This is a genomic window from Acinetobacter sp. WCHA55 (assembly GCF_002165305.2).
Classification (GTDB): domain Bacteria; phylum Pseudomonadota; class Gammaproteobacteria; order Pseudomonadales; family Moraxellaceae; genus Acinetobacter.
The window spans coordinates 1,755,318-1,777,914 of the sequence record NZ_CP032286.1 but is presented as its reverse complement, the minus strand read 5'-3'; the positions used below and the strand labels follow the sequence as shown (position 1 = coordinate 1,777,914).

General features: G+C 39.3%; 19 protein-coding genes. 7 read left to right on the top strand and 12 right to left on the bottom strand.

Annotation, left to right across the window (positions count from 1 at the left end):
* Positions 1–91: 91 nt before the first annotated feature.
* From CDG62_RS11415 to CDG62_RS11400, 4 genes are all read left to right on the top strand, one after another.
* Positions 92–1,207 (top strand): S-(hydroxymethyl)glutathione dehydrogenase/class III alcohol dehydrogenase, encoded by a 1,116-nt coding sequence (locus CDG62_RS11415; protein ID WP_087528078.1) that lies wholly within the window; start codon positions 92–94, stop codon positions 1,205–1,207.
* Between the two features lie 227 nt (positions 1,208–1,434).
* Complete coding sequence (locus CDG62_RS11410; protein WP_087528079.1) at positions 1,435–2,463, top strand: flavin reductase family protein; 1,029 nt, start codon at positions 1,435–1,437, stop codon at positions 2,461–2,463.
* A 12-nt stretch (positions 2,464–2,475) separates the two neighbouring features.
* On the top strand, positions 2,476–3,645 hold the full coding sequence (locus CDG62_RS11405) for a fatty acid desaturase family protein (RefSeq protein WP_087528080.1): 1,170 nt from the start codon (positions 2,476–2,478) through the stop codon (positions 3,643–3,645).
* 472 nt (positions 3,646–4,117) lie between these two features.
* The gene (locus CDG62_RS11400; RefSeq protein WP_087528081.1) at positions 4,118–6,217 is read left to right on the top strand and encodes an EAL domain-containing protein; all 2,100 of its coding nucleotides are present in this window, start codon (positions 4,118–4,120) and stop codon (positions 6,215–6,217) included.
* A gap of 399 nt (positions 6,218–6,616) precedes the next feature.
* On the opposite strand, the gene CDG62_RS19825 is transcribed toward CDG62_RS11400, so the two are convergent.
* Complete coding sequence (locus CDG62_RS19825) at positions 6,617–6,730, bottom strand: hypothetical protein (protein ID WP_157843581.1); 114 nt, start codon at positions 6,728–6,730, stop codon at positions 6,617–6,619.
* Here CDG62_RS19825 and CDG62_RS11395 point away from each other — a divergent pair.
* Both CDG62_RS11395 and CDG62_RS11390 read left to right on the top strand, forming a co-directional pair.
* Positions 6,709–7,770 carry a 3-deoxy-7-phosphoheptulonate synthase gene (locus tag CDG62_RS11395; RefSeq protein WP_087528082.1) on the top strand — a complete coding sequence of 354 codons (1,062 nt, stop codon included), beginning with the start codon at positions 6,709–6,711 and terminating at the stop codon, positions 7,768–7,770. The genes CDG62_RS19825 and CDG62_RS11395 overlap by 22 nt on opposite strands.
* A gap of 236 nt (positions 7,771–8,006) precedes the next feature.
* Complete coding sequence (locus CDG62_RS11390; protein WP_087528083.1) at positions 8,007–9,200, top strand: PilT/PilU family type 4a pilus ATPase; 1,194 nt, start codon at positions 8,007–8,009, stop codon at positions 9,198–9,200.
* Between the two features lie 47 nt (positions 9,201–9,247).
* On the opposite strand, the gene CDG62_RS11385 is transcribed toward CDG62_RS11390, so the two are convergent.
* From CDG62_RS11385 to CDG62_RS11335, 11 genes are all read right to left on the bottom strand, one after another.
* On the bottom strand, positions 9,248–10,426 hold the full coding sequence (locus tag CDG62_RS11385) for an MFS transporter (RefSeq protein WP_087528084.1): 1,179 nt from the start codon (positions 10,424–10,426) through the stop codon (positions 9,248–9,250).
* A 259-nt stretch (positions 10,427–10,685) separates the two neighbouring features.
* Positions 10,686–11,060, bottom strand: a complete 375-nt coding sequence (gene gcvH, locus CDG62_RS11380; protein ID WP_087528085.1) for a glycine cleavage system protein GcvH — start codon at positions 11,058–11,060, stop codon at positions 10,686–10,688.
* Positions 11,061–11,131: 71 nt separating this feature from the next.
* Positions 11,132–12,160 (bottom strand): AraC family transcriptional regulator, encoded by a 1,029-nt coding sequence (locus CDG62_RS11375; RefSeq protein WP_087528086.1) that lies wholly within the window; start codon positions 12,158–12,160, stop codon positions 11,132–11,134.
* Between the two features lie 301 nt (positions 12,161–12,461).
* Positions 12,462–14,312: an ABC transporter ATP-binding protein gene (locus tag CDG62_RS11370; RefSeq protein ID WP_087528087.1), complete on the bottom strand. Its 1,851-nt coding sequence runs from the start codon at positions 14,310–14,312 to the stop codon at positions 12,462–12,464.
* Between the two features lie 237 nt (positions 14,313–14,549).
* Positions 14,550–14,816, bottom strand: a complete 267-nt coding sequence (locus CDG62_RS19350; protein ID WP_162904009.1) for a hypothetical protein — start codon at positions 14,814–14,816, stop codon at positions 14,550–14,552.
* 194 nt (positions 14,817–15,010) lie between these two features.
* The gene (locus CDG62_RS11360; RefSeq protein ID WP_087528088.1) at positions 15,011–16,249 is read right to left on the bottom strand and encodes a mechanosensitive ion channel family protein; all 1,239 of its coding nucleotides are present in this window, start codon (positions 16,247–16,249) and stop codon (positions 15,011–15,013) included.
* 263 nt (positions 16,250–16,512) lie between these two features.
* Positions 16,513–17,049: a DUF2058 domain-containing protein gene (locus tag CDG62_RS11355; RefSeq protein ID WP_087528089.1), complete on the bottom strand. Its 537-nt coding sequence runs from the start codon at positions 17,047–17,049 to the stop codon at positions 16,513–16,515.
* A gap of 20 nt (positions 17,050–17,069) precedes the next feature.
* The gene (locus CDG62_RS11350) at positions 17,070–17,738 is read right to left on the bottom strand and encodes a YoaK family protein (RefSeq protein WP_087528090.1); all 669 of its coding nucleotides are present in this window, start codon (positions 17,736–17,738) and stop codon (positions 17,070–17,072) included.
* 39 nt (positions 17,739–17,777) lie between these two features.
* Entirely contained in the window at positions 17,778–18,971 is a 1,194-nt protein-coding gene (gene sstT, locus CDG62_RS11345) for a serine/threonine transporter SstT (protein ID WP_087528091.1), read from the bottom strand.
* 233 nt (positions 18,972–19,204) lie between these two features.
* Entirely contained in the window at positions 19,205–20,938 is a 1,734-nt protein-coding gene (locus CDG62_RS11340; RefSeq protein WP_087528092.1) for a SulP family inorganic anion transporter, read from the bottom strand.
* Between the two features lie 101 nt (positions 20,939–21,039).
* Positions 21,040–21,357 carry an ArsR/SmtB family transcription factor gene (locus CDG62_RS11335; protein ID WP_087528093.1) on the bottom strand — a complete coding sequence of 106 codons (318 nt, stop codon included), beginning with the start codon at positions 21,355–21,357 and terminating at the stop codon, positions 21,040–21,042.
* Between the two features lie 392 nt (positions 21,358–21,749).
* Here CDG62_RS11335 and rutD point away from each other — a divergent pair, with 392 nt between their 5' ends.
* Positions 21,750–22,553: a pyrimidine utilization protein D gene (gene rutD / locus CDG62_RS11330; RefSeq protein ID WP_087528104.1), complete on the top strand. Its 804-nt coding sequence runs from the start codon at positions 21,750–21,752 to the stop codon at positions 22,551–22,553.
* Positions 22,554–22,597: the final 44 nt, after the last annotated feature.

The following is a 22,597-nucleotide window of genomic DNA, read 5'->3' as shown; positions in this document are numbered from 1 at the left end:
CGTTATATATTTCACATGTTATAGGTTGAAACAGAGAATAAAAAGCGGTTACTGTAGCGCATCTGTTAAAGACCTGTTAAGGATAGCAAAAATGAAATCACGTGCAGCTGTTGCCTTTGGACCTGGACAACCTCTGGAGATTGTAGAAATTGATGTTGCTCCACCGCAAAAAGGTGAAGTTTTAGTCAAGATTACTCATACAGGTGTATGCCATACCGACGCATTTACTTTATCTGGAGATGATCCTGAAGGTGTTTTTCCAGCCGTTTTAGGCCATGAAGGTGCGGGTATCGTAGTTCAGGTCGGTGAAGGCGTAACCAGCGTTCAGCCAGGTGATCATGTTATTCCACTGTATACGGCTGAGTGCGGCGAATGCTTATTCTGTCAGTCAGGCAAGACCAATCTATGTGTTGCAGTCCGTGCGACGCAAGGTAAAGGTCTGATGCCAGATGGCACAACGCGTTTTTCTTATAATGGGCAACCAATTTATCACTACATGGGCTGCTCAACTTTTTCTGAATATACCGTTGTAGCAGAAGTGTCTTTGGCTAAAATCAATTCAGATGCTAACCCTGAACATGTGTGTTTATTGGGTTGTGGAGTAACTACTGGTTTAGGTGCAGTCAAAAATACAGCCAAAGTACAAGAGGGAGATACCGTTGCAGTCTTTGGTTTAGGTGGTATTGGCCTCGCTGTTGTGCAAGGTGCAAAAAAAGCCAAAGCCAGCCGTATTATTGCGGTTGATACGAACCCTGACAAATATAAATTAGCAGCAGAATTCGGGGCAACTGATTTTGTAAACCCAAAAGATTATGACCGTCCTGTACAGGAAGTCATCGTTGAAATGACGGGATGGGGGGTTGATCACTCATTTGAATGTATTGGTAACACCAATGTCATGCGTTCAGCACTTGAATGTGCACACCGTGGTTGGGGCCAGTCGGTGATTATTGGCGTGGCGGGTGCAGGTCAGGAAATTTCAACGCGCCCATTCCAACTGGTTACTGGTCGCACCTGGAAAGGGACGGCTTTTGGTGGCGTAAAAGGTCGTTCACAATTGCCAGGCATGGTTGAAGAAGCAATGGCTGGTGACATTCGTTTGGCCCCATTTGTTACACATACCATGGGTCTTGATAAAATCAATGAAGCCTTTGACTTAATGCATGATGGAAAATCAATCCGTACAGTGATTCATTTTGAAGATTAATTCGCTGTAATATGTTTAAAAAAACCAAGCTGCGGCTTGGTTTTTTGTTTTTGATTAGAAGAAAAGTGAATTGGCAAAACTGTTCATGTTGTTAGACAAAAATGATAAAAAATGTCAATTTGTTAGATTTTGTCCTTTTATGACATAGTCGAAAATAGGTTCTTATCTTATCTTGATGGCTCAATAATGCACACTTGTATAAAAATAAACTAAAGCAGAGGGTGACTATGGAAAAGCATGTTGAATACCGTCCTGAATGGGTACGTGAGGATTTTCTCGATTTTCTGGCTGAAAAAGTCAATCCGCTATGGGCATGGAAAAAAGCCAAAGCACGGATTGTTACAAAGCATCATTTGTCAGATGACTTCGTGTACATGCAGTTACAGCCAAATCATCATTTTAAAACACCTGACTATCAAGCAGGGCAAAGTATCTTAGTGACGGTGCTCATTGCTGGTGTACGTTGGCAGCGCAGTTATTCAATTGTCGAGATTTTAGAAAATGGCAATCTTGTGATTGCTGTCAAACAACAGGGCAAAGTCTCAAATGCACTCACTCAACAGCCTGTAAAAAGTATAGTTGAAATTTCCCAAACGCAGGGCGAATTTGTTTTAAAAACACAGCCTCACTCTGCACTCATGATTGCCTCTGGGAGTGGTATTACTGCAATTTACGCATTGATCAATGCAGCATTAAAACGCCCACAAACAGTTTCCAGTATCGATCTCATTTACTTTACACGGGATGATGCTTTACATGCAGAACTACAACTTTTAGCGGAACATTATCCGCAGTTTAAATATCACCATATTAATACACTGACTCATAAACAACATCTGAGCCAAGACTTACTTAACCAAAAGGTTGAAGGTTTTGAACACCGCGAATGCTATGCCTGTGGTGCTGCCAATATGATGCAAAGTCTGACAGAAATTTATCAGGCTTTAGACTTGGTTGAGTATCTGCATACCGAATACTTTCAAATTGTTGTCGATCACGCCCAAAGCGCTCAATTGGTCACGTTTCAACGTTCGCAACAACAGTTTAAGGCCAAAAGCAATTTATTAGACAGTGCAGAACAGGCGGGTTTACGTCCCGCACATGGCTGTCGTATGGGCATTTGTAATACTTGTTCATGTACCAAAGTTCAGGGTGTAGTGCGGAATCTGCTCACAGGCGAGCTTGATCAAAACAATAACACACAAATTAAGTTATGTATTTCACAGGCGGTTAGTCCTGTTGTAATCAACCTTTAAGAAGGTATAGATATGAATCTTCCCGTATATTTTAATGAAAGCAGTAAATCCAAATATTTAAGTCCTACACAAATCGAAGAGTTTGGCTCAAAGGTTGAAGCGATCCGCCGTGAAGTGATGGAAAGCCTCAATGAAAAAGATGCTGAATATATTTACAAAATCCGAGATTTTGTGCGCTATAGCGAAATAAGCGCACGTGCAATGCTCATGTTTGCAGGATGGCTACCTCCAGTATGGCTTTTGGGCACTGGTTTATTGGGGGTATCTAAAATCGTAGAAAATATGGAGCTTGGGCATAATGTCATGCATGGACAGTTTGATTGGTTGAATGACCCGAGTCTCAATGGGGCAAATTATGACTGGGATACTATGGCCACGGGCCCCGATTGGAAACATACGCATAATTATATCCACCATACCTACACTAATATTGTGGGTATGGACCATGATGTCGGCTATGGCTTAGTCCGTGTGAGCGATGCACAGGTCTGGGAACCTCGCTTTTTGCTGAATCTACCTTTAGCTGCACAGTTGATGGTATTTTTTGAGTGGTATGTTGGTATACAAAATCTGCATATAGAGGATGTGGTGGCCTATAAAACAAAAACTTGGCGCGAAGTTTGGGTAGAGTCATATGATTTTAGACAGAAAATGAAACGCCAAGTGATTAAAGACTATGTATTTTTTCCCATCATTGCAGGGCCAAATGCACTGCCAGTCTTTGCAGGAAATGCGGTTGCCAATGTCATTCGTAGTTTATGGGCATCCGCGGTGATTTTTAATGGTCACTTTACCGAAGACGCTGAAAACTTTGAAATGGACAATATCGACAATGAAACACGGGCCGAGTGGTATTTGCGTCAAATTCGAGGCTCAAGTAATTTTAGTGGGACACAGGGCTTACATATCTTAAGCGGGAACTTAAGTCATCAAATCGAACATCATCTTTTTCCAGACATGCCAGCCAATCGCTACGCACAAGTCGCACCCAAAATTAAAGCACTGTGTGCAGAGTATGGAATTCATTATAATGAAGCGAGCTTTATCAAACAGTTTTCATCTGTTTGGGTGAAGTTAGCTAAATACTCACTGCCAAATGAATGTTATGAAAAGAGTAACTCTACACAGTCTTTTCTGAAACATAATTTGAGTTTATTGAAGAAAAAAATATTTAAATCATAGCTCATAACTATTTACTTGATCAGAAGCCTGATTGGATAATATTTATTAATGAGGCTTCTGCTTTTTTTGCACAAAAGTAGGTCATAAAACTCCTATGAATGGCGTCTTTATGTAAATAGAATAAATTTAATTATTATGTGTATTGTCGGTCTTTATTTAAAATAATATATTGTTATTATTGGATTTTTAATGAATTTTTTTTGACTTTGTAGTGTCGCTTAAATGAATGCTCATTTGCTATTGAAAACAGCGATCAGTTATTTGTCTGAATTGTGTAATAGTTGCAAATTTTCATTGGTATACGCTTATATAAGTTGTATATGATGCATATTGTGATGGTAATCATGCACTGTCGTCATACTTATATTTTTTTTGTTTTTCATTTTTTTTTCATGACTTTGCTTGATTTCTTTTTTAAACAATATGTCTGGTTATGGACTAAACCAGCGAGTTTAAGTTGCAGATAATTATTATGTCTCGAACCCATTCACAGCCTAAAATTAAATCTAATAATATTGCCTATGATCAAAAGGTAGGGAAGAGTTCTACTTCTAAAAAAGACCACCATCTGATTGATATTATTCCTCAACTTTTTTTCATTCATAATGATAACTGCAAATACTTAAATTTACCCTTACGTCAGTATGTCGGGGGGATGGATTTATCCGCAGATCGTTTCAATTTAATCGAATACATTCACCCAGAAGATGTGTCAGCATTAGATGAATTTTTACATCAACCGATCATAATTGAGTACACATTTGAAAAAACCTGCCGGATTCGTAATCATCAGGGCCAGTATCACTGGTTCTTAGTCCAAGGTGAGATAGACCCTTCTACGGCTGGATTCCAATTGAGTTGCACTGATATTCATCAGGGTATGAAAATTTATATCGAGTCTTTGGCGTTATTACGTGCTCATTCGGATATGTTAAATGCCAGTGTAGACTGCATTATTGTGGTTGAACCAGATAGTACCGTCACGCATATGAATAAGTCTGCATGTGTCATGTTGTTGGGAAGTGCCGATGTTAAAGACTTTGGTATGTCATGGGTCGAGCTTTTGCCTCCTGCGGTGCGTAAAAAAGCCAAAAAAGCATTGTATAGTGCGAGCCAAGGCCAAATTTCCCATTTTAATGGCATGAGTTTATCAGACGGAAAAGTTTATTATTGGGATAATGTTCTGACTCCTGTACTGGATATTAATGGAAAGACCCAGAGTATTTTATGTGTATCACGTGATATCACACTGCAATATTTGGCCGAACAAAAATTAAAACAAGGCAGTGAACGTGATGAGTTAACGGGTTTGAATAACCGACGTGCGTTTAAAGAAAAAATCAGAAAACTGTATAACAATGCACGTGACAAAAAGCAGAAGTTAGCCGTCATGCTGATGGACTTAGATCACTTTAAAACCATCAATGACACACTGGGTTATGCCGCAGGCGATCACTTGTTAAGGATTCTATCGAAACGTTTAAAACAAATTCTAGAAGGGCGAGCTTTCTTAGCACGCCTTGGTGGGGACGAATTTGGGGTAATTATTCCGCATGTGCAGGATATAGGCGAACTCAATCAGATTGCCCAGCAGATTTTGCAACAACTTGAATTTCCCATTACTTTTTCGGGTAATTACATTAATGGTGGCATGAGCATTGGATGTGGTCTATATCCAGATGATGCCAATGACCTCAGTGAGTTACTCAAATGTGCCGACACAGCACTTAATGATGTTAAAGCACAAGGCCGTGGTGGTATGCGCATGTTTGATCAGGATATGTTTAATGCAGTACGGGAACAATCTGAACAACTGAATTGTGCGCACCAAATTATTCGTAATGTTGCAATTGAGGCTTTCTTCCAGCCAAAAGTGTGTTTAGATTCAGAAAGAATTATTGGTTATGAAGCGCTATTGCGCTGGCGTGATGATCAAAATAACATTCAAAGCCCTGCACGAATTGCAGCAGCTTTTAATGATTATGAGTTATCCAGCCGTATTGGTGAGATTATGCAGCATCAGGTTTTCAAGCAGATTACTGAATGGCGTGCAAAAGGCTTACAGATTGTACCTATTTCAATAAATGCAGCACCTGTTGAGTTTATGCGTGATAATTTTGCTGAGATCTTTTTAAAACGTCTCAAAGCCTACCGTATACCCTCGAAATTTGTTGAAATTGAGGTTACTGAATATCATTTGGCTGAACGCGGCTATGAATATGTTGTTCGCGCCCTTAAAAAACTCAAAGCAAATGGTGTACGAATAGCGCTGGATGATTTTGGTACGGGGCATTCTTCTCTTACTCATTTGCGCGACTATCCAGTTGATATTATTAAAGTTGACTGCTCTTTTGTACAGCGCTTAAGTGATGATAAATCGATTTATGCCATTGTCGAAGGCTTAGCCAAACTCGGCCCGATTTTATCAATGGATATCGTTGCCGAAGGGATTGAAACCGAAACACAATTGCAGCTTTTAAGAGATATGGGCTGTCATATTGGGCAAGGCTATTTGTTTAGTCCGCCTGTTTGTGCTCAGCAGGCGGAAATACAATTACTAAAGCTTCACTAGGCTTGGCTTTATATTGCAGCTATTCTCATGAGCTCAAATATGATTAGGCCATTCAGTTAAAAGTGAAGATAGTAGCTTAAATGATATAGAACTGAATTTTTGCATAAAAAAGTGTTGTAAAAGCAAAAAAATCAGCGTATTTTAAATTTCAGATGACATATTTTTGAAGATATAAAAATGTTAAAGCAACCTGTAACCTCTAACGCAACTTATTACTTTTGGCAATTTAGATAATTGCCTGAATGCGTTCGGGCATCAAAAAGGTTGCCCACCTAGTTAATACCTGATCGGCAACCCTGATCAGGTTTTTTTATATCTGCTGTTTTAATAAATTTTGGAGTACTTCATGAAAACAACTAACTATTCATACTTTAGCAACTTTTATTGGTTTTACTTTAGTCAATTTATGACTTTAGCCCAGCAATCCATTAGACCCATAACGCTCAAATAAAAGATCGGACTGAAGACTACAGTCCAAAGGATACAAACCAATGAATGTTCTAAATACTGCACTACAAAGTACTCAAACGACAGCTCAAGAAACACTTTTAAGTTTGCCACAGCAACTCAAAGCACAGTTACCACTTTTAGCACCATTAAAATTACAAATTGCTGAACAGCGTCAAACCATTCAAAATATATTAGAGGGCAAAGACCCTCGTTTAATGGTCATTACTGGCCCGTGTTCCATTCATGACCCTATTGCGGTTTTAGAATATGCTGAAAAATTAAAACAACTACAAACCAAAGTTTCAGATCAGATTTTCTTCGTAATGCGAGCTTATATTGAAAAACCACGGACAACAGTGGGTTGGAAAGGTTTTTTATACGATCCTCTACTCGATGGATCTTCCAATATGCAGTTGGGATTAGAGCAGTCTCGAGCATTGTATTTAGCTATTATTGAAATGGGCTTACCAATTGCTACAGAAATTTTAAGCCCGGTGGCGACTGCTTATTTCGATGATCTGTTGGCATGGGGAGCTATTGGAGCACGTACCAGTGAGTCGCAGATTCACCGTGAAATTTCGAGTCATATGCCGTTCAGCATTGGTTTCAAAAATGGCACAGATGGTTCAATTCAAATTGCATTGGATGCGATTCAGTCTGCATCAAACCCGCACCAGTTCATGGGAATTGGGCAGCAAGGCATGGCATGTATGCTTCAGTCTCAAGGAAATCCAAAGCCGCACTTGATTTTACGTGGTGCGAACTCAGGGCCTAACTATGCCTTAGCAGATATTCGCCGTATACAAGATAAAGTCCAAGGTGGATTACCCGCTTTGGTTATTGACTGTAGCCATGGCAATAGTAGTAAAAATCCACTCAATCAACCCGATGTACTGCGTAGCATTGTTGCGGAACGCAAGCAAAGCAAAGTGTGTGGGGTCATGCTTGAAAGTCATTTGGTTGATGGCAATCAGAAAATTTCAGATGACATGATCTATGGTCAGTCTGTTACCGATGGCTGTTTAGGTTGGGAAAAAACCGAGCAAGTCCTCTTAGAGATTGCTGATACATTACGCTGCCATGCCATTCAACGTAGTGCTTAATAAGTTCAGCAGAAAAGACCTTTCATTGAAAGGTCTTTTTTTGTGATACAGTTCAATAAATGAAGATAGTAAATTGAAAATTAAGCAAAAGTTATTTAGTAAACCATAAATTAGGTTGAGCTAGAGCATAAACTTATGCAAAATCAGTAACCTGAAAGAACACGATAAAAGATTGTATTTTGAATAAAAGAAATGCTTTTTAAGTCAGCTATTTGCACTAATTTTTAGAGAACACTATGTATTCTGCAGAACTTTTAGAAGAAGCCCGTCGGATGATGTTTCACATGCTTAGCAAAGTGGTTGAGTATGGTGGTTCAGACTTATTTATATCTGCAGACTTTCCGCCAAGTATTAAGCATCAGGGCCTCATGAAGCCGCTCGGTCAACAAAACTTGCCATCTGATCAGACCAAACTCTTTGCTTATAGTTTAATGAATGAGAAGCAACGATTAGAGTTCGAAACCGAGCTTGAGTGTAATTTTGCAATTAGCGTTCCCAATGTTTCGCGTTTTCGTGTCAATGTTTTTCAGCAGCAACTGCATGTAGGTATGGTGATTCGTACGATTACTGCGGAAATTCCTAACTTCACTAAATTACAACTTCCAACGTCTTTAAAAGACGTAATTATGGAAAAACGTGGTTTAGTACTCGTTGTTGGTGGTACAGGGTCAGGTAAATCTACGTCTTTGGCAGCGATGATTGATCATCGAAATGAGAACTCGGCAGGGCACATTATTACAGTTGAAGACCCAGTGGAGTATGTTCACAAACATAAGAAATCGATGATTACTCATCGAGAAGTAGGTGTGGACTGTCACTCTTGGCACAATGCTTTGAAAAATACTCTGCGCCAAGCACCCGATGTCATTTTAATTGGTGAGATTCGTGACACGGAGACTATGGAGCATGCTATAGCTTTTGCAGAAACAGGCCACTTATGTCTTGGGACACTGCATGCCAATAATGCAAATCAGGCTTTAGATCGTATTATTAACTTTTTCCCAGATGAACGTCGCAATCAACTTTTGATGGACTTATCCTCCAATATGAAAGCGATTATTTCACAGCGCTTGGTACGAACTGAAGATGGACGTGGCCGCCGAGCAGCAGTTGAAATCATGCTCAATACGCCGTTGATGTCAGACTTGATCCTTAAAGGGAATTTCCATGAACTGAAAGAAGTGATGTCAAAATCACGAGAGCTCGGTATGCAGACCTTCGACCAAGCTTTGTTTGATTTATACAATCAAGGTGCAATCTCTTATGAAGAAGCGCTACGAAATGCGGACTCGGTCAATGAATTACGCCTACAGATTAAATTAAAGAGTAGTCGTGCCAACCCGCAGTTAAACTCAAATAGTGCTTTGTCTTTTGATCAAGCGGTTGCTGAAAAGAACAAAGAAGCTGAAGAGGAGAAGGCTGACGCCTAAATTCCTGAGTCCGTATGTTCTTTCCTATACGCATACGGACTGGTATTTTAAGCGGGTTTCTTTCTATTCGCGATAAAGGCATAGAAAAATAAACTTAAAACGGTCGTCAGTGCACAGAACATATAGCTGAAGCTATAACCTTGCTTAGAAATGAGTATACCCAACAATACAGACCCAAGAGCAATACCTAAGTCATACATAGTAAAGAACGTGGAGGTTGCATGACCAATCCGCTGCTTTTCTGCACTTTGAATAGCTAAAGTTTGCAGACAAGGCTGTGCAGAACCAAAACCCATGCCTACACATACAGCTGCAACTAGCAAACCTGTCAGAGATTGAATCTGACTAAGAATCACAAGCCCTAAGCTAAATAATATAATCGCTGGGTAAATCACATAACTTGCACCGTGACGGTCATAAACTTTGCCTGTAAAAGGGCGTAGACTCATCATGGAAATTGCAAAGACGATAAAAAATAGGCTCGCATAGTTCAGCAGATGTTTAGACTCTGCATAAGTTGAAATGAACGACATGATACTGGCATAGGAAAAAGAAACCATCATGCCCATAATTGAAATATTCAAGGCTTTGGTTTCAACAAAGTCATGGATACTGAGCTTGCGTTTCACGGCGGGTGTCAATTTTTGAGTGGCCTGCTGAATTGGGATAAAGAAGCAAAACAAGAAACCGAGACAGACACTAAACGCCAAAATCCCTGCGACCAGTGGGTAGGATACAGACTGGATCAAGGTTAAACCGAGGAATGGCCCAAGTACAATCCCTAGATTAATCGACATGACAAAATAGCCCATGCCTTCGCCTTTACGTTTTTCTGGAATAAACTCATTAACGATAGGTACGGCAACTGTGGTGACGATACTGAACCAAATGCCCTGCAGAAAACGAATCAGTAACAACAGTTGTAAATTATCGGCAAATAAATAGGCCAAGGAAAACAAACAAAATAGGGCTTCTGCGATAAAAAGCGTTTTCTTATTGCCAAATTTTTCAATAATGAGTCCGCTAAAAGGACGAACTGCAATAGACGATGCCATGAACAAGGTCATGGCTAAGCCTGCTTGTGCAAGGTTTCCACCCAAATCATTCAAAATATAGATTGGGAGGATTGAGGTCTGCGAAAAATAAAAAATGAACAAAAACAGATTATTAGCTAAGCAAAGAATAAAAGATTTATTCCATAGCGATGATGAATTAAGAGCAGACATGCAGAACCTTTGGTTCGAAGATGAGGCCACAGGGCGTGAGCTGTTGCTATTATTTTATGCAGGAGCTAGGTCACGGCTGTGATATTAGAATAACCAAATTATAAGATAATGCACGTGAAAAGTATAATTATAGTAATAAACGCTGGTGTTTAAGCGAGTTGAATATGTAAATATCGAGTGAATTTATCAAAATAAGACGATAGTTGTAAAAAATCAGTCCGCAGACTGATTTTTTGAGCTATAAATATGAATACTAGCCTTATAGACCTGCTTCATAGGCCGTGCTTGAAAGGAGCTGTTCTACATCTGCGATATTATCTGGTTTAATTTTATAAATCCAACCTTTCCCATAAGGGTCATCATTGACGAAGTCAGGATCATCTTCCAGATTGGTATTGATTTCTACCACGGTACCAGAAACAGGTGCATGAATATCAGAAGCTGTTTTTACAGATTCAACTACACCTGCTTGCTCGCCCGCAGTGATTTGTTGACCAACTTCTGGTGTTTCAACATAGACTAAATCGCCTAAAGCATCCTGTGCATGGTCTGAAATACCAGTTACAACAAGATCACCTTCAATACGCACCCATTCATGTGTACTTGCATACTTCAATTCTGAAGGATGATTCATGAATAACTCCTTAAAATACAAAAATCATTTTTCGCATGATTTATACATGCTTTTCTACCAAAACAAAAGATCTATAAATACGGATCTTTACGCCAATTGCTCGGGCTACGTCCACTCCAACGCTTAAAGGCTCGGCTAAAATTCGCCACATCACTATATCCCAGTTCATCCGCAATTTGTTCTAAGCTGTAGTCTGTCCGTGATAAAAGTGATGTGGCATGACGGTAACGTACTTCATCCACAATGGTGGAAAAGGACGTGCTTTCAGCAGCCAATTGGCGTTTCAGTGTACGATCAGACATGTGTAAGAGGTCTGCTACGTGCTCGATGCTTAAATAGTGTTGTTCTGAGTGCGTCAAAATGTCACGAACACGCATCGATAATCTTCGACGTTCGCCCATGGCTGAGAGTTCAGCTTCACATTGATTAATGGCTATTTGGCTTGCAAGTGGGTCAGCATTAACCATTTTAAAGCCTAGATAATGCTTATCAAAACTCAAAAGTAGATGTGGTTGATCAAAGCGAACACTATGGTTAGGCAGCTTTGCACGATAGCGATCAAAGCCTTCAGGTTCTGGAAAATCAAAATCAATTTCCCCAGCCAGATTTTCAATGCCAGTGAGTGCCTTACTCATCGAAACAATACCAAAGATAATACTGATCGCAATATCGGTACGCAACGGCTCTATATCGACATCACAGCGTAATTGTAAAGTCGCTTTTTCCCCAAAGGTGGAAAAGAAAAGCTGCAAAAAAGGCATGCGCAGTTGAATAAAACGGTTAGCGAGTACCAAGGCTTCGCCAATATCATGAGTTGTCATAATGGCGTAGCCAATGAAGCCATGAATTGAAATACGCATTTGCGTGCCTAGATGGTAGCCAAGCGTGGGCTCACCAGTGAGACGACTGGCCAACTTCACAAGTTCATTGGCAGTATGAACGGGGATGCGAAAGTCAGGCTCCGCGAGTTGTTCACTCGTAAGTTGAAAAGGGGAAAATAGGGTCTCTGCGTTATAGCCCCAACGAGACACAACATCTAACAACAATAAGCCATAGACACCAGGAATTCCTTGATCTTGGCGAAGTGAAACTGTTTTCATGCGCGATCCATTGCATTTTTCTTTCTTTTCTAACTGAAGTTATATTGGCATGAATATTTCAAATTCATGGAGCATATTGTTGGACAATATGCTCCCAGCCTTAGCAATTCAGTATCCTTTTCATTTTTGATTTAGTGGAACGATATTATAAATATCATAAATTTCTGAGCAAAAATATAAGTCTCACAATAAAAATCAACGCTCAGTAAATGATACTCAAAATTACGTAAAATCTTTTCAAAATCAGCACGCTTAAATTATTGGGATAATGATCTAAGCATGCTGAAAATAGAAACTAAAGTTAGGCTTCTTTCTTTTTAATCGGATGCTGTTCCGTTAAAAATCCACCTGTTTGACGCTGCCAAAGGTGAGCATAGATACCATTTTTTTGAATCAGTTCTTCATGTGTGCCTTGTTCTGCAATATGACCTTCATCAAGTACAATCAAACGATCCATTTGGGCAATGGTTGAAAGACGGTGAGCAATCGCAATCACCGTTTTATCTTGCATTAAGTCATCAAGGCTAGATTGAATTGCGGCTTCAACTTCCGAGTCTAGGGCACTGGTGGCTTCATCTAAAATTAGAATCGGTGCATCTTTCAAGAATACACGAGCAATGGCGATACGCTGCCGTTGGCCACCTGAAAGTTTCACCCCACGTTCACCAACATAGGCTTCATAACCTGATTTACCACGTAAGTCAGTCAGTTGAGGAATAAACTCTTCTGCTTTGGCCTTACGTACAGCAGCATACATTTCTTCATCACTGGCATTTGGACGGCCATATTTAATATTTTCTGCGACACTACGGTGTAGCAAGGAGGTGTCTTGAGTCACTAATGCAATATTACGACGTAAACTGTCTTGGGTGATATCTTCGATATTCTGTCCATCAATTAAAATTTCACCCTGTTTCAATTGATAAAAATGCAGTAATAGTTGAATCAGTGTTGATTTCCCTGCACCAGAACGACCCACGATCCCAATTTTTTCCCCAGCTTGAATACGTAGGTTTAAATTATCGATGACATTTTTACTGTTGTATGCAAAAGTGACATCTTTAAACTCAATCACACCTTGTTTAACCTCAAGATCTTTGGCATCAGGTTTGTCTTGAATCGTGATTGAACGACCGAGAGTTTTCATGCCGTCTTGAATGGTGCCGACACTTTCAAAAAGTGCTGAGGTTTGCCACATGATAAATTCGGCAATACTGCTCAGTTTTAAAATCATAGCCGTTGCAGCAGCAATAACACCGAGTTCAACTCGCCCGTTCATCCATAACCAAACTGCAGTACCCAGTACACCTGCATAAAGCACTATGTTTAAAAATAGGATGCTGATTTCATATTTAGCACCTAAACGCATTTGTTTATAGACGGTGACCATAAACTCCTGCATCGAGGCTTTAGCATATAAGCTTTCACGTCCTGCATGGGCAAAAAGCTTTACTGTTTGGATATTGGTATAAGCATCGGTAACACGGCCAGTCATCACAGCTCGGGCATCAGCCTGTTCATTTGAAACTTTGCTCAAACGTGGGATGAAGTAATTTGCTGCGCAGATAAACAATGCCAACCAGACTAGTAAAGGCAATATTAGGAGTGGGGAAATAGCGGCAAGCACCAAATTGACTGTGACAAAATAAATCAACACATATGCCAACATGTCACCCAAAATGACCCAGAACTCACGGATTGCCAGTGCGGTTTGCATGACTTTTGCGGAGAGTCGCCCTGCAAAATCATTGTGAAAAAAGTCGAGACTTTGCTTCAGTAATAAATTATGAAAGCGCCAGCGCAGACGCATGGGAAAAGTGCTAAATAATATTTGGTGCTTAATAATCGACTGTAAACTGGCAAATAAAATATTGGCCAGTAAAATACAGAATAACAGGACTAAATTTGAACCATGTTCCGCTAATAGTGTTTCTGGCTGGCTTTTACTGAGCCAGTTCACTAAGTCACCAATTTTGGCATAAAACAAGGCTTCAAAGCTGGCAGCACCAGCCGTGAATAGAATCAAAATCAGCAAATAGCCACGCACACCTTTAGCTGCCTGCCATACAAACGGAAAGAACGTGGTCGGTAAAGGTTGGTTTAAACCTTCTTCTGGATAGGGATCAACACGTTTTTCAAACCATTTGAACATGAATAAAACCTTCTAAAAATAAGCCATTTATGAGGTAATGACTTGTTTTATAAATAAGCAGAGTTTGAAAATTTTAGCATGAAAAGACCTCGGCGGTCTGTGTAAATTGCGGGAGACTAAACGTGGTTGTTGCAGTATTGATGCCAAGAAGTGTAGATGAATAGATATAAAAAGTCTGAGAAATATGGTAGATGAAAGGGAACCCAACCAAGTGAATCCCCCAAGATGCTTAAAGCATTAGTTTGCTTGAGCTTCTGATGCCGCAACCGCATCAGATGCAGTAGCTTCTGAAGCAGGTGCTGCGTTTTCAGTTGTAACAGTAGCTTGAGTGGTTTCTACAACTTGAGTTTCTGCTGCAAAAGAAGATGTCGCTGCTACAGCTAAAAGGGCAGCACATAAAGATTTATTTAAAGTATTCATTTTAGAAAGTCTTACAAAGTGAAAAGGAGTGGCTAATTTAATGAAGAGAAAAGGTTGATATTGTGATATTGCGGTATATTTCATGTAAATAATAACATAAATAACTTACATAATACACAATGTAAATAACACAGTTGTTGAAAAACTAATGTTATGTATTTTCAGAATTTTTATTCTAGAGTGGGTGATTTAGAACATATGTTGAAACGCTTATTCTGCATTTTAAGACTTTGGGTATGCCAAAACTGGAGTAGTTTTAGCATACCAAAGTGAAAAAATTACGGGTTTGACATTGCGATTTGCATGTCATATCCCGATGGCGCTTGGTAAATTTTGAGACCAAATTCGGGAAGAATGGCAATTAAATGATCGAAAATATCCGACTGAATCGCTTCATAGTCTTTCCATGCAATTTGATTGCTAAATGCATAAATTTCTAGTGGCAAGCCTTTTTCAGTCGGCTGTAGCTGTCGTACGATTAAAGACTGGTGTTTTGAAATGTTTGGATGCTGATTGAGGTACAACTCAACATACGCACGGAAGGTCCCGATATTGGTTAAACGACGCTGATTACAAGGAGATGTATTGCTCAGTTTTTGATTGAACTCAACTAGCTCTGTACTTTTGTGATCCAAATATTGGTCTAATAATAAGAACTCTTTAAGTTTGCTTTGTTCTGCTTCAGACATAAAGTGAACGCTACTTTGGTCAATATAAAGTGAGCGTTTGATACGACGTACGCCTGCCTGTGACATACCTCGCCAGTTTTTAAAAGTATCTGTGACCAATTTGTTGGTTGGAATCGTGGTAAAGGTTTTATCAAAGTTCTGTACAGTGATGGTATGTAATGACATATCAATGACATCACCGTCTGCATTTAGAGATGGCATTTCAATCCAATCTCCAATACGAACCATGTCGTAGGATGAAATCTGAACAGAAGCCACCAAAGACAAAATGGTGTTTTGGAAGACCAACATTAGCACTGCCGCCATTGCACCGAAGCCCGCCAGCAAGGTGAAGACATCTTTTTTCAGGAAAGTCCCTAAGATCATCAAACCACAAACGATGAAAATAATCAGTTTGATTAGCTGTAAATAGCCTTTGATGGGTTTATTTCTAGACTTTGGATTACGTTGATAAACCAAATTGAATATATTTAGTAATTCACCAATCGCGAGTGCAATGGTTAAGAAAATAAAAGCCTGTGCCGCCATTTGGACAAAGCTGACCATTTTCACAGACAGGTGAGGAACGGTGACGATACCATTCATAATGACGATTGCTGGGACAATGTTCGCAATTCGACGGATCACGCTATGCTGCGACATAATGTCATGATTGGCAAATTTTAGCTTAGTGATGAGATGCCGAATACCACGAACGACAACATGCTTGGCAATAATATACGCCAGTACTGCCACTAGAATGAGTATGCAGAATCCTGTCAGCATTTCGATCCAAGGATACTGATCTGACCAGTCTTTTAAACTCTGTATGAAATGAAAATTATCCAAAATGCGATCTTCTTTTGATTAAAACACTGTAAATAGTGTAATCAGCTATACGAATTAAGCAAATTGTGTCACTAAGTTTATACATGTTTTCAACGACTTGTTTATTTACTCTCTTAAATTTGGTTTTCAACTTGTTATTTGGACTTCTTGATGTATAGATTATTGGTGATCGGGATGTATTAGGTCAGTGAAATGGTAAATTAGTTTTATAATGAATTAGAAAAAAAAGAAGCTTCCGATAAGGAAGCTTCTGATGGTTTAAATTACCACATGAGATCATCAGGGATCACGTACGCAGCGTACGGATCTTCCTCATCGGTGACTGCTTCATTTGTCTCTGAGTTATTTACGATAATAAAGCCTTCAAGTTTGGCATTAATACGATCAGCTAAAGCCTTAGGTAAAAAGGCATAGCTTTCATGATCACGTGCAATCACGAGGCTCCCAGCCACCAAGGCATTATAAATTTGTTGATTGATATATTGTTTTTTGATTTTGCCATCGTCAATAAATTGATAGGTCACATCACCATTGGTATCCCGGATTTTATGCTGCGTGATCATTTGAATGATCGTCGCTTTGAGCTCTTTTTCTTGCAATATTGCTTTCTTCTCAAGTTCAATAGCTTGATCTTTGGCCTGTTTTTGCTGTTTGTCTTGTGCGATTTTTGCCTTGATCTCAGCTTCACTGCTTTGACCTGTTCTTTGCTCATGCACTGCTTGTTTAGAAAGTTTTTTGGCCTTTTTGTTGTCAACTAAACCGGCTTTGAGTAACTGAGCCTGTAATGCATTTTTTACCATAGCGAATTCCACAACTGCGTTTAAAAACGACGATAACGAAAGTAAATGATCCAATATACAACACTAAGGATCAAGCTTAATGCTGTTGGAACTAAAAAAGAATTGAGTTTTAAATAGGGATACATCCAACTTGCACAGAGTCCGCCGATCAAAAAGCCACTTAAAATCAAAAGATGTAAAACTACGCGCCGACGTTCAACCATGAGTCCGCGCATACGATAACCAAACGCTAAGCCGAGGTCGGTAAGGACACCTGATAAATGTGTAGTGCGAATGATGGTGCCTTTATAATGGCTAACCATGGCATTTTGCACACCCATTGCGACGCAAGCCCACAGTAAAGCATAGCGCGGAAAATAAGGCAGAAAGAACCAACATAGGAAAATAAAAAAAGCCACTAAACTGAGTGGTACGCCATAGCGGCGTCCCAATCGAAAGTGACTATTTCCCAGAATTACACCGCTATAAAATGAACCGATGACATAGCAGAGCGTTACTAATAGCAAATATAAAATGCTTTCGGATTGCCAATGTACAAGCGACATCGCTAAAACACTTACATTACCAGTCATATGGGAAACAGACTGGTGCAAAACAGTCACCAGCCCTAAGACATTAATCATTCCTGCATTCACTGCAAGAAAGAATGCCCCCAGTTGAATCCAAAGTGGTAAGTGTTGAAATGGCATAACTTCAAAAAAGAAATAATATACTGATTCTACAATATATTATTTTGAAGCGCGGTCAACTGCTGCTGTAAATAATACGTCAGTTGATGAGTTCAATGCTGTTTCAGTAGAGTCTTGTAGTACGCTAATCACCATACCAATTGCAACCACTTGCATTGAAATATCAGATGAAATACCAAACAGTCCACACGCAACAGGGATCAACAGTAAAGAACCACCAGCAACACCAGAAGCACCACAAGCTGAAACTGTTGCAAGCACAGATAAAATCATCATGGTGGTAAAGTCGACATTAAGACCTAGTGTATTGACTGCTGCCAGTGTAAGCACAGTAATAGTCACTGAGGCGCCGGCCATGTTAATGGTCGCACCGAGTGGAATGGCTACACTCGCTGTAGATTCAGCAACACCCAAACGTTTTGCAAGATCTAAGTTCACAGGAATGTTCGCAGCAGAACTACGCGTGAAGAAAGCAGTGATACCACTTTCACGTAAACATTGAAATACCAAAGGATATGGATTGCTACGTGTTACCACAGCAACCATAAGCGGGTTGATGACTAAGGCAACGAACGCCATTGTGCCAAGTAAGACGGCCAATAAGTGTGCATAGCTTGCTAATGTGCTTAAACCTGTTTCTGCAAAGGTTACTGCCACTAGACCGAAAATACCGATAGGCGCAAAGTTAATCACCAAACGAATCACGCTATTTACTGCGTGTGCAGTATCATTGAGTAAGTCTTTGGTTGAGTCTTTGGCATGACGGAATGCAGTACCCAAGGCCACAGCCCACGCTAAAATACCAATGAAGTTTGCTTCACTAATAGCAGTTACAGGGTTAGCAATAAAGCTCAGAAGTAGGTTCTTAAAGATTTCAATCAAGCTACTTGGTGGTTGTAAGTCAGTATTTGCAGGTAAGTTTAAGAATAAAGTACTTGGGAAAGCGATGCTGACAGCAACTGCTGAAAAAGCAGCCAGTAACATACCCACGGCATACATGATGATGATAGGACGCAGATTCGCACTATGACCAACTTTAAAATTTGCAATAGAAGCAAGAACTAAGACAAATACAAGTACAGGCGCGACAGATTTTAACGCTTTAATAAATAAGTCGCCTAGCAGGCTCAAATAAGGTGCAACACCTGGGAAAACAAGGGCTACACCAATACCCAAAATAATGGCAATAATAATTCGAGTAACTAGACTCATTCGCGCTAAAACAGAAAACATAGAGGCGCCTTGTTGAAATTACGAGGACAAAATACGGATTTTAAGTGCGCCATTTTATACCTAAATTGCTAACTGACTGAAAAATATTTAAATATAAAAATTAAGTTATTGTAATTCCAGTTTTTATTATTCATTTTAATTCATAAAAATGACATTTTTAATGGATTTTTATCATAAATGCCTGCTTGATATTTCTCACTATATTGAAAAATTGCAAGCAGGCATTCTGTATCTTATGAGGTTTTAAGCAGCTGAGGGGAAAGGGTTTGAATGGCTTGATAGTGAGTTAAAAAGACATTCCCACTCAAATGTTTCAATAACTTTGAGTTTTGTAGTCGATCCATCACAGGGCCTTTTATTTCGGACAAATGTAGCTGAATGTTTTGCTTGGCCAGTTCTAGATTGATATCTTCCAGCATTTCTAATGCACTCAAGTCGATACTACTCACACTGGAGCAATTAATGACGACATGGGCTAACTCAGGTTGTTGACTCACAGCATTGATCAGCTCACCTTTCAATATATTGGCATTTAAGAAAGTTAGGCTTTCATCTATACGCATCGACAGTACTTGTGGCGTTGTTTGAACTTGATGGCGTTCAACATTGCGAAAATGTTGTGTCCCCTCGACTAAGCCAATTACAGCGATATGTGGTCGGCTAATCCGCCAAAGTAATAAAAGAAAGGTTGAGATCATGCCAATAATCAAACCCGTTGAAATATCAATACAGATAACACCAAAAAAGGTAATCCACATCGCGATACCATCTGCTTTGGAATACTTCCATGCTTCGATGAAGGGTTTAAAGTCCACAAGTTTCCATATCGAGACGATAATCGTTGCAGCCAAAATAGCTAAAGGAAGATCCTGAAAGAAACCGGTAAAGTATAAGCTCACTACAATAATCAACAGCGAAGAGAGCACACCAGCCATAGGGGTCTGAGCGCCTGCATCTGCATTTACGACAGTACGAGAAAGGCTGCCTGTTACAGGAAAGGCTGAACTGAAACCTGCACTGATATTGGCTAAACCTAAAGCGATAAGTTCTTGGTTGCTATTAAGTTGGCTTCGGTTTTGTAACGCCGTAGCTTGAGCAATGGAAAGTGATTCAACAAAACTGATCATCGCGATCATGGTTGCACCTGGCAAAAGTTGAAGAACTAAAGACCAGTTCCAATACGGCATGTCGAGTGGAGGCATACCAGATGGAATGATTCCAACCGTTTTTATTCCAAGCGTTTGCAGTTGGAAAAAATAGACCAAGGCAATCGAAGTAACTACTAAAAATAAAGGAATGGTACGCGAAAGTAATACGGTCGATCCGAACCAACCTTTTAAGGCATTAGTATTCAGCAACTTTGGTACATAAATTAGAAATGCGATTGCACACAGTCCAAACAGCAGCGTACCTATGTGAGTTAAACTGATGTATTGCCAAACACTTACCACAAACTCGGGGATATTGTTGGCTTTTAAAGGTAGATCGACAATAAACTTCAACTGACCCAAAGCAATCAGCAAAGCAGACGCAATAATGAAACTTTGGATGACGGGGTGGCTAATCAATTGGATGAGGAAACCAAAGCGAAATAAACCCAACAGCAGGGAAATGACACCGACCATCAGAGCCAATAAACATGCCGCTTGTATATAAACAGGTGAACCAACTTCAAACATCGAGTTCAAAGTTGCAAAGGTCATCATCGAAATGATAGCAACAGGGCCAATGGAAAGTGTGGGGCTACCACCAATGATGGCATAAATAATCATTGGGATAATGCTGGCATATAACCCTGTGATTGGTGGTAAGCCTGCCAACATGGCATAGGCCATGCCTTGAGGAACCAACATGGCAATGACAATAAACGATGCAAGTAAATCTGACTTAAACGTCGGCGTGTCATAGTGCTTGAGCCACTGCCATGCGGGGAGATAAAGGCTTAGACGACGATTCCAATCAGACATAAAAAAAATCTAAATCACAAATTTAGATATATTATGCATAAAAAATGCTAAGAAGTCTTAGCATTCATTTTTATAGTACAGAAATATAGCTGTGATTTGGTTTAGAGGCGTGGTTTTGGGCAGTACAAGTTGTACAAAGTATTTAAAACTTCAATCATGCGTTCATCTTTTATGGAGTAGTAAATTTGTTTACCATCACGGCGCGTATTTACCACATCACTTTTACGTAGCATCATTAATTGTTGGGAAAGAGTCGGCTGTTTGATATCGGTAATTTCTTCAATTTGAGAAACATTAAGTTCTTGTTGCGACAAATGACACAAAATTAATAAACGATCAGTATTGGCTAAAGATTTTAAAATACTCACAACAACTTCAGCAGAGTCGCGCATAGACGTTATTTCAAGTCCTGTGTTCATTTAAAACCTACTCATAAAACAAAAACAACTGTGCGCTTAGTATAAAACCAAGCTGTTCATAATGCTGTGTTTTCAAGTCCAATATGCATGGCTTTTAGTGAAATAAAATATTAGTTAAAGTTATATATACTGAATATTCACATCAAAATTAGTTATTCAAAACATCACTTAAGTTCTCGATATTTATATAATTTAAGAAGATTATTTAAAATAAAATTTTCATTCTTTATGATTATTTATAATAAGCTTTGAATATTTTATCATATAGACAGTCATATTGTTATATTTATAGTTACCTTTAAAATATCATTATAAATTAAAAAAATACAACCATTTATTAAAAGGCATAATTATTGCTTCATAATATTTTTGACCAAAAAGTAAACTTTAAGATGAATGTAAACATTTTTCCATCTCATATCACCGATGCTGATTATGTGGTTTTATCATCAGGTTTAGGTGGGCATGCGGAGTTTTGGCAGCCACAAATTCAAGCCTTACAAACCAAATTTCATGTCTTAACCTATGATCAAGAAGGTTGTCATGAAAACAGTACATTATTAAAACTAGATTATTGCATACATGATTTGGGACAGCAGCTTTTGCTGATTTTAAAGCAACAGCATATTCAACGATTTCATTTTATTGGTCATGCATTGGGCGGCTTTATTGGTGCCGAATTAGCATGTTTATGTCAACTGACAGCGTATCGTATGTTGTCAATCACGATTTTAAATGGCTGGGATACGCTAGATGCACATACTTATAAATGCTTTGAAACACGAATCAATCTTTTAAAATGTGCTGGAACAGAAGCTTATGTCAAAGCGCAAGCATTGTTTTTATATCCACCAGCTTGGATTTCAGCAAATATAGAAAGTATTCAAAAACAAGAACAGTTACAAATTCAAAATTTTCCACCGCATGAAAATGTATTGCGACGGCTAAGTGCTTTAATGGGCTTTCAACTGAGCGAAGAGATACGAGCGACTTTACAGAACATACCGATGCATTTAATTGCAAACCAAGATGATTTTCTCGTGCCTTACCAACGTTCACTGGGCTTAAAACAGCTATTCCCTCATGCTCGACTGACGCTTTTAGCGCGTGGTGCTCATGCAGCGACTGTAACCGAAACAGTACTGATGAATAAGGAAATGTTGGGCTTTTTAACCGTGCAGGAATGTTTTGTTTAGATTATTGATGGTTTAATTGGTCTTTACAAAGTGAAGGTGTATAG